This is a genomic window from Actinotalea sp. (assembly GCF_041597215.1).
Taxonomy (GTDB): domain Bacteria; phylum Actinomycetota; class Actinomycetes; order Actinomycetales; family Cellulomonadaceae; genus Actinotalea.
In genome coordinates, this window is record NZ_JBFHHB010000155.1 from 1 (window position 1) to 7780 (window position 7780).

The 7780-nt window shown below is 71.7% G+C and carries 8 protein-coding genes; 5 read left to right on the forward strand and 3 right to left on the reverse strand.

Going from position 1 to position 7780, the window contains the following annotated elements; translation table 11 throughout:
- Nucleotides 1–41 precede the first annotated feature (41 nt).
- Nucleotides 42–302, reverse strand: coding sequence for a 30S ribosomal protein S20 (gene rpsT / locus ABWK99_RS11170; RefSeq protein ID WP_372594779.1), 261 nt, complete (start codon nucleotides 300–302; stop codon nucleotides 42–44).
- A gap of 234 nt (nucleotides 303–536) precedes the next feature.
- Nucleotides 537–1091, reverse strand: a complete 555-nt coding sequence (locus ABWK99_RS11175) for a type II toxin-antitoxin system PemK/MazF family toxin (protein ID WP_372594780.1) — start codon at nucleotides 1089–1091, stop codon at nucleotides 537–539.
- 238 nt (nucleotides 1092–1329) lie between these two features.
- On the opposite strand from ABWK99_RS11175, the gene ABWK99_RS11180 reads away from it, so the two are divergent.
- From ABWK99_RS11180 to ABWK99_RS11190, 3 genes are read left to right on the forward strand one after another with little or no spacing between them, the layout of a single operon-like run.
- On the forward strand, nucleotides 1330–2895 hold the full coding sequence (locus tag ABWK99_RS11180; RefSeq protein ID WP_372594781.1) for a circularly permuted type 2 ATP-grasp protein: 1566 nt from the start codon (nucleotides 1330–1332) through the stop codon (nucleotides 2893–2895).
- Entirely contained in the window at nucleotides 2889–3818 is a 930-nt protein-coding gene (locus tag ABWK99_RS11185) for an alpha-E domain-containing protein (protein WP_372594782.1), read from the forward strand. Before ABWK99_RS11180 ends, ABWK99_RS11185 begins: the two co-directional genes overlap by 7 nt.
- Nucleotides 3815–4651: a transglutaminase N-terminal domain-containing protein gene (locus tag ABWK99_RS11190; RefSeq protein ID WP_372594783.1), complete on the forward strand. Its 837-nt coding sequence runs from the start codon at nucleotides 3815–3817 to the stop codon at nucleotides 4649–4651. The genes ABWK99_RS11185 and ABWK99_RS11190 overlap by 4 nt, the downstream gene beginning before the upstream one ends.
- A 22-nt stretch (nucleotides 4652–4673) precedes the next feature.
- Here the strand turns inward: ABWK99_RS11190 and ABWK99_RS11195 are convergent, their stop codons facing one another.
- Nucleotides 4674–5312 carry a hypothetical protein gene (locus ABWK99_RS11195; protein WP_372594784.1) on the reverse strand — a complete coding sequence of 213 codons (639 nt, stop codon included), beginning with the start codon at nucleotides 5310–5312 and terminating at the stop codon, nucleotides 4674–4676.
- Nucleotides 5313–5502: 190 nt separating this feature from the next.
- Here ABWK99_RS11195 and lepA point away from each other — a divergent pair, with 190 nt between their 5' ends.
- Together lepA and ABWK99_RS11205 are read left to right on the forward strand one after the other, a co-directional pair.
- On the forward strand, nucleotides 5503–7386 hold the full coding sequence (gene lepA, locus ABWK99_RS11200) for a translation elongation factor 4 (RefSeq protein ID WP_372594785.1): 1884 nt from the start codon (nucleotides 5503–5505) through the stop codon (nucleotides 7384–7386).
- A 5-nt stretch (nucleotides 7387–7391) separates the two neighbouring features.
- A partial coding sequence (locus tag ABWK99_RS11205) for an MOSC domain-containing protein (protein ID WP_372594786.1) occupies nucleotides 7392–7780 on the forward strand: 389 nt, incomplete at its 3' end.

Sequence of the window (7780 nt, forward strand, 5' to 3'; positions counted from 1 at the left end):
GGGGGGGGCGGCGCCCTCCTGTCGTCGCAGGTGCTCTGGTGTCAGAGCTTGCCGACGGCCTTGGCCAGCGCCGACTTGCGGTTCGCTGCCTGGTTGGCGTGGATCACGCCCTTGCTGACGGCCTTGTCGAGCTTGGTCGACGCGGACTGCAGGGCAGTCGCCGCGGCGTCCTTGTCGCCGGAAGCAACGGCCTCACGGACGCGACGGACGTGCGTCTTGAGCTCGGACTTCACAGCCTTGTTGCGCAGACGGGCCGCCTCGTTCGTGCGGATCCGCTTGATCTGGGACTTGATGTTGGCCACGTATTGACTCTCTTGTGCGTTCGCCGAAGCGATCTGACAGGTCGTAGAGGGCGTGTCCGGCTCCGGGACTGGGGCGTGGGGACACCCGCGGGAAGGAACCGGACGAGTGCCCGCCGACCTGGGCGGACACGCGAGCGACCAGAGTAGCAGTCGCCGGGGGCCTACGGCGACGGCGCGACAGCGCCGAGCGACGAGGACGGCCACTGCCTCGGCGGCGCCACCCGCCGGTGCCGGTCAGAGGGCCGCCGCCACCCGGGCGAAGCGCTCGCGGTCGAGCACGGCGCCCTCCCGACGCACGGCGTCGGGAGCGATGCGCAGCACCCGGTCGAGCCGGACCTCGCTCGGTCGCCCCTTGCTGTCCCACGCCCCGGTGCCCACGTCCATCCATCGCTCGTCCGCCGGGGAGGGCCGCGTGTCGTGGTCGCGGCTGGAGAGCATGAGCCCGAGCAGCCACGGACCGTCGTGCCCGACGAGCAGCACGGGTCGGTCCTTCCCGCGGCCGTCGTTCTCCTCGTACGGCACCCAGGTCCACACGACCTCTCCCGGGTCGGGCTCGCCGTCGAGGTCGGGGGCGTAGACCGGCGTCACCCGACCGGTGAAGTCGCCCGGGTACCCCGTCGAGGTGCCCGGACCCGCGGCCGTCGGTGACGGTCGGGGTGTTGGTCGGGCTGTTGTCGCGGACGCGCCGCGCGAGGAGCGGGACCTGCTGCTCCGGCGTGCCGTACGCGCGGCGTCGACCGCGAGGCGCAGGGCGGCGTCGAGGACTCGGCTCCAGCTGTGCGTGGCCACCGGGCGAGACTACCGAGCGGGGCCGCTGCGGGGGGAGCGGTGGCGGTGCGGGACGGGCGGCGGGCGGCATGTGCGCCGCGGCGACACGGGCCCGAGCCGGCGTCCGATCGGGCCCACGAGCGGTGTGGGCGACCCCCTGCCGACAGCGCGCCGAAACGCGCCGGTGACACGACGTGGCCTACCGTTCGGTCATGGCAGACCTCTTCGACTCTATCCGGCCGGTGCAGCGTGGGACGAGGTGTTCGACCGGACCGGCGACGTCCGGCCGTCCTACCGGCACGTCCACGAGGCGCTGCGTGAGCTCTCCGAGGCCGAGCTGCGCGGGCGGGCCGAGATCCTCGCCCGCACGTACCTGACCCAGGGCGTCACCTTCGACATCGGCGGGGAGGAGCGGCCCTTCCCGATCGACGTCGCTCCGCGCGTGGTGACCGAGGCGGAGTGGGACTCGGTCGCCCCGGGCGTCGCGCAGCGGGTCAAGGCCCTGGAGGCCTTCCTCGCGGACGTCTACGGACCGCAACGGGCGATCGCCGACGGGGTCATCCCCCGTCGGCTGGTGACCTCCTCGACCCATTTCCATCGCGCGGCGCAGGGAATCCAGCCGCCCAACGGCGTGCGGGTGCACGTCTCGGGCATCGACCTCATCCGTGACGAGTCCGGGACGTTCCGGGTGCTGGAGGACAACGTCCGGGTGCCCAGCGGGGTCAGCTACGTGCTCTCCAACCGCAAGGCGATGGCGCAAGTCTTCCCCGAGCTGTTCGCGAGCCTGCGGATCCGGTCCGTCGCGGAGTACCCCGGCCGGCTGCTGGCCGCCCTCACGGCAGCCGCGCCGGAGGGCGTGCACGAGCCGACCGTCGTCGTGCTCACCCCCGGTGTCTACAACAGCGCGTACTTCGAGCACTCGCTGCTCGCGCGGTCGATGGGCGTCGAGCTCGTCGAGGGCCGCGACCTGGTGTGCTCGGGCGGCCGGGTGTGGATGCGCACGACCAACGGCCGACGTCGCGTCGACGTCATCTACCGGCGGGTCGACGACGAGTTCCTCGACCCGGTCGCGTTCCGCTCGGACTCCCTGCTCGGATCGCCCGGCCTGATGGCTGCTGCGCGGCGGGGCACGGTGACCCTCGCGAACGCCGTGGGCAACGGGGTGGCCGACGACAAGCTCGTCTACACCTACCTGCCCGACCTGATCCGCTACTACCTGTCGGAGGAGCCGCTCCTCGCCAGCGTGGACACCTGGCGCCTGGAGGAGCCCGAGGCTCTCGCGGAGGTTCTCGACCGGCTCGACGAGCTCGTGGTCAAGCCGGTGGACGGCTCGGGCGGCAAGGGCCTCGTCGTCGGCCCGGCAGCGTCGGCAGCCGAGCTCGCGGCCCTGCGGGACCGGCTCCGGCACGACCCTCGTGGGTGGATCGCGCAGCCCGTCGTGCAGCTCTCCACCGTGCCGACCCTCGTGGAGGGTGGTCTGCGGCCGCGGCACGTCGACCTGAGACCCTTCGCGGTGAACGACGGCGAGCACGTCTGGGTGCTGCCGGGTGGCCTGACCCGGGTGGCTCTGCCCGAGGGACAGCTGGTGGTCAACAGCTCCCAGGGCGGGGGCTCCAAGGACACCTGGGTGCTCGGGAGCTCGCGCAGCGCGCCGGTCTCCTCGGCGCACGACCTGCCCCGCACGCTGGCCTTCGGTGAGGGTGTCCCCGTCGACGCGAGCCCGGCGGACGACCGCTCGGAGCAACAGCAACAACAACAGCAACAGCAACAGCGCGAGACGGGGTCCGCCTCACTCGTCGAGGACGAGGCAGGTGCGCCGTGCTGAGCCGGATCGCGGAGTCGCTCTTCTGGATCGGTCGGTACATCGAGCGCGCCGACGCCACCGCCCGACTGCTCGACGTGCACGTCCAGACCATCCTCGAGGACCCCTGGGCCGAGGAGGACCTCGTCTGCCGGACCCTGCTCTCCGTCATGAACCGCGAGGCGCCGGCTGCCACGACCGTCGTCGGGCGGCGCTTCGTTCTCGACCAGCTCGCGTTCGACCGCTCGACCCCGTCGGCGATCGCCGGTTCACTCACCGCGGCGCGGGAGAACGCCCGTCGAGCCCGGGAGGTCATCTCCACCGAGCTGTGGGAGGCGGTGAACGGCACCTGGAACCAGCTGCCGAGCCACCTGACCCCCACCCGGCCGCACAGCTTCTTCACCTGGGTGCGGGAACGCGCGGCGCTCGTCTCGGGGATCGTCGACCAGTCGATCTCCCGGGACGACACCTGGAACTTCCTCGTCCTGGGCCGCTCGGTCGAACGTGCCGACATGACCGCTCGACTGCTCGCCACGCGAGCCCTCGCCGGGACCACGGGCCCTGACTGGGCGACCCTGCTGCGCTCCTGCGGGGCGCACGAGGCGTACCTGCGTCGCTTCCGCGGGCTCGGCTCGGACGAGTCGGCTGCGGAGTTCCTGCTCACGGACAGGCTCTTCCCGCGCTCGGTCGTGCACGCGCTCGGTCAGGCGCAGTCCTGCCTGGACTCCCTCGACCCGGCCGTCGACCAGGCCTCGGTGGGTGGGGCGCGGCGCACCCTCGGCCACGCGCGGACCAGCCTGGAGTACGGGGACGTCCCCGAGCTCATCGAGCAGCTCCCCGCACGGATGCTCGACGTGCAACGCGCCTGCTCCGCCGCGAGCGACGCGATCAGGCAGCGCTACTTCCCGTCCGGGGCGCTGACCCAGTGGGCCGGAGGTGTGCTGTGAGCCGACTGCACGTGGTGCACACGACCACGTTCTCCTACGACCGTCCGGTCTCGGCCTCCTTCAACGAGGCACGGATGCTGCCCGTCTCGGACCGGGACCAGACGGTGCTGTCCGCCTCGCTCGGGATCGATCCCCTGTCCTGGCGTCATGACTACGTCGACTACTGGGGCACGCAGACCACAGCGTTCGAGAGCTCGGAACCCCACAGCCGCCTCGTGCTGACGGCCACCTCGCGCGTCGAGGTGCACCCCCGGCCCCGGCCGGCCCCGCAGTCCTGGGCCCTGCTGCGCCTGCCCGGGACGCTCGACACGATGGCCGAGTTCCTCGAGGTCTCGCCCACGACGACGCCCCCGGAGGCGCTCGCGGCGATCGCCGCCGAGGCCGCTGCCGCCGGTGACCCGGACAGCACCGCACGACGCATCTGCGCCGCTGTGCACTCGACGGTCGAGTACGTGCCGGGCGTCACCGCCGTGCACTCGGTCGGCTCCGAGGCCTGGGAGGCCCGCAAGGGCGTGTGCCAGGACATGGCGCACCTGTCCGTCGGCGCCCTGCGCTCGGTGGGGATCCCCGCGAGGTACGTCTCGGGGTACCTGCACCCGGCGGGTGACGGGGAGATCGGCCACACCGTCATGGGTGAGTCGCATGCGTGGGTCGAGTGGTGGGTGGGCCACTGGGTGGCCCATGACCCGACCAACGACATCGACGTCGGCGAGCACCACGTGGCGCTCGGTCGCGGTCGCGAGTACCAGGACGTCGCCCCGGTACGGGGGATCTTCGCGGGCGGTGCCTCGCAGCTGCTCGACGTGCAGGTGCGCATCACCCGCGAGGCCTGAGCGGGCACGAGCAGGCAGCGGCTCAGGTCAGCCTGAACAGGTAGGCGAAGGCCGACCGGGTGTACCGGATGCCGCGCCCCTGCGCCCGGATCCGGTCGGCGTCCGCCGGTCTCGTCGGTCGGAGGTACCCGTCCAGCGCGCTGTCGTCGAGCCGGTACCTCCCTTCGCGGTGGTGCACCGCTGCGACGAGCTCCAGTCGCGGGTCGAGCGCGGCGAGGCAGGCGTCTCCGTGGCTGGTGTTGGCCAGGAGCAGCCCTCGCGGCGCGAGGTAGCGGTGGCAGTGGTCCCACACGGGCCCCGCGTACAGCGAGATGAGCAGGTCGACGTCCGCGTCGGGCAGCGGGAGCTGCCGGGTGTAGTCGAGGTGCCAGAACCTCACCTCCGGCGTGAACCCAGGCGGCGTCCGGCCCTCGAGCTCCGCCCGCACCCTGGCCTCGTCCGCGAAGAAGCGGGCGGCCCGCCGGTCGGTGTCGACGTAGGTCACTGTGGCGATCGCCGTCGAGGGAGCGAGGTCGAGGTAGCTGCCGGGGTAGAGCGCGCGGGTGCTCCCGTACGCCTGCGCGATCGCGGCGAACACCGCGGACCTGTCGCCGATCGACGAGCGGTACGTCGTCCACGAGGCGGGGGAGGCCCGACCGGGTGTCCGGCCCTCGGGTGTCACCGGTGCCGTCCCGTGACCATCGTGAGCCCCTCCGCTCGGCGTCCCGGTCCTCTCGTCGAGGGTACGGCGGGTCGGGTCGCGGCGTCCCGGAGCGTCGTGGTCGGGCCGGGTGAGCGGGCGGCGGGCGGCATGGGACCATAGAGGCCGATCACAGGTAGTCCCGCCGCGACGAACCCGGAGCCCACCCCCGTTGTCCCCGATCCTCAGCGCCGCCCAGGCCGCCCAGATCCAGCCCGCGAGCACCCCGCCCGGGCTGCTGCGCAACTTCTGCATCATCGCGCACATCGACCACGGCAAGTCGACCCTCGCCGACCGCATGCTCCAGCTGACCGGTGTCGTCGACGCCCGCGCCATGCGGGCGCAGTACCTCGACCGGATGGACATCGAGCGTGAGCGCGGTATCACCATCAAGTCGCAGGCGGTGCGGATGCCCTGGGGCGTCGTCGGGCCGGACGGGGCGATCGGCAGCTATGCGCTGAACATGATCGACACCCCGGGGCACGTGGACTTCACCTACGAGGTCTCCCGGTCGCTCGCCGCCTGTGAGGGTGCCGTGCTGCTCGTCGACGCGGCGCAGGGCATCGAGGCGCAGACGCTCGCGAACCTCTACCTCGCGATGGAGAACGACCTCACGATCATCCCCGTCCTCAACAAGATCGACCTTCCCGCCGCGCAGCCCGAGAAGTACGCGGAGGAGATCGCCGGACTCGTCGGCGGGGACCCCGCCGACGTCCTGCAGGTCTCCGGCAAGACAGGTGCGGGCGTGGAGGCCCTGCTGAACCGGATCGTCGAGCAGGTCCCCGCCCCCACGGGCGACCCGGATGCCGCCGCCCGCGCGATGATCTTCGACTCGGTGTACGACACCTACCGCGGGGTCGTCACCTACGTCCGTGTCGTCGACGGTCGCCTCTCCCCGCGTGAGCGGATCGTCATGATGTCGACCCGGGCGCACCACGAGCTTCTGGAGATCGGGGTCATCTCCCCGGAGCCGGTGCCGACGCAGGGGCTCGGGGTGGGTGAGGTCGGCTACCTCATCACCGGGGTCAAGGACGTCCGTCAGTCGAAGGTCGGCGACACCGTCACCAACGCCGGCAAGCCCGCGGCCGAGGCGCTCGCCGAGTACCACGACCCCAAGCCGATGGTCTTCTCCGGCCTGTACCCGATCGACGGCACGGACTACCCCGTGCTGCGTGACGCGCTCGACCGGCTCAAGCTCAACGACGCCGCGCTGGCCTACGAGCCGGAGACCTCGGTGGCGCTGGGCTTCGGCTTCCGCGTCGGGTTCCTCGGTCTGCTCCACCTGGAGATCGTGCGGGAGCGGCTCGAGCGGGAGTTCGACCTCGACCTCATCTCCACCGCTCCCAACGTCGTGTACGACGTGACGATGGAGGACCGCTCGGTGATCCGGGTGACCAACCCGAGCGAGTTCCCCGGCGGGAAGATCGGCGAGGTCCGCGAGCCGATGGTCAAGGCGACCATCCTGGCGCCGAGCGAGTTCATCGGCGCGATCATGGAGCTGTGCCAGTCCCGGCGCGGCGAGCTGCTGGGGATGGACTACCTCTCGGCCGAGCGCGTCGAGCTGCGGTACACGCTCCCGCTCGCCGAGATCGTCTTCGACTTCTTCGACCAGCTCAAGTCGAGGACGCGCGGCTACGCCTCCCTCGACTACGAGGCCGTCGGGGAGCAGGCGGCCGACCTGGTCAAGGTCGACATCCTGCTCCAGGGCGAGCAGGTCGACGCGTTCAGCGCCATCGTGCACAAGGACAAGGCCTACGCCTACGGCACGATGATGGCCGGCAAGCTGCGTGAGCTCATCCCTCGTCAGCAGTTCGAGGTCCCCATCCAGGCGGCCATCGGCAGCCGGGTGATCGCGCGTGAGACGGTGCGAGCCATGCGCAAGGACGTCCTCGCCAAGTGCTACGGCGGAGACATCAGCCGTAAGCGCAAGCTGCTGGAGAAGCAGAAGGAGGGCAAGAAGCGGATGAAGACCATCGGCCGAGTCGAGGTCCCCCAGGAGGCGTTCATCGCCGCGCTCTCCACCGATGCGGGCAGCAAGGACGACAAGAAGAAGTGAGCGTCATGGCCTCCGGGACGGGAGCGGGCCCCGCCACGGGGCTCGGCATCGTCACGCATGTCTGCCGGGTCGCCGCGCTGCACGGGGACGAGAGCCCCGAGGGCGTGACGGCGATCGACAAGCAGCCGGTCGACGGTCCCGTCGCGGTCGGTCCCTTCGGCGTCCGCGGTGACGTCCAGGCGAGCCGCCGGCACCACGGCGGCCCGGACAAGGCCGTCTATGCGGTCGACGAGGCCGAGGCCGAGCACTGGGCCGCCGAGCTGGGGCGGGAGATCACGCCGGGCCTGTTCGGCGAGAACCTGCGCGTGCGTGGACCCGTGGACGACGCCGAGATCGGTGAGCGGTGGCGCGTGGGCGACCTGCTCGAGGTCGAGGTCACCGGACCGCGCACCCC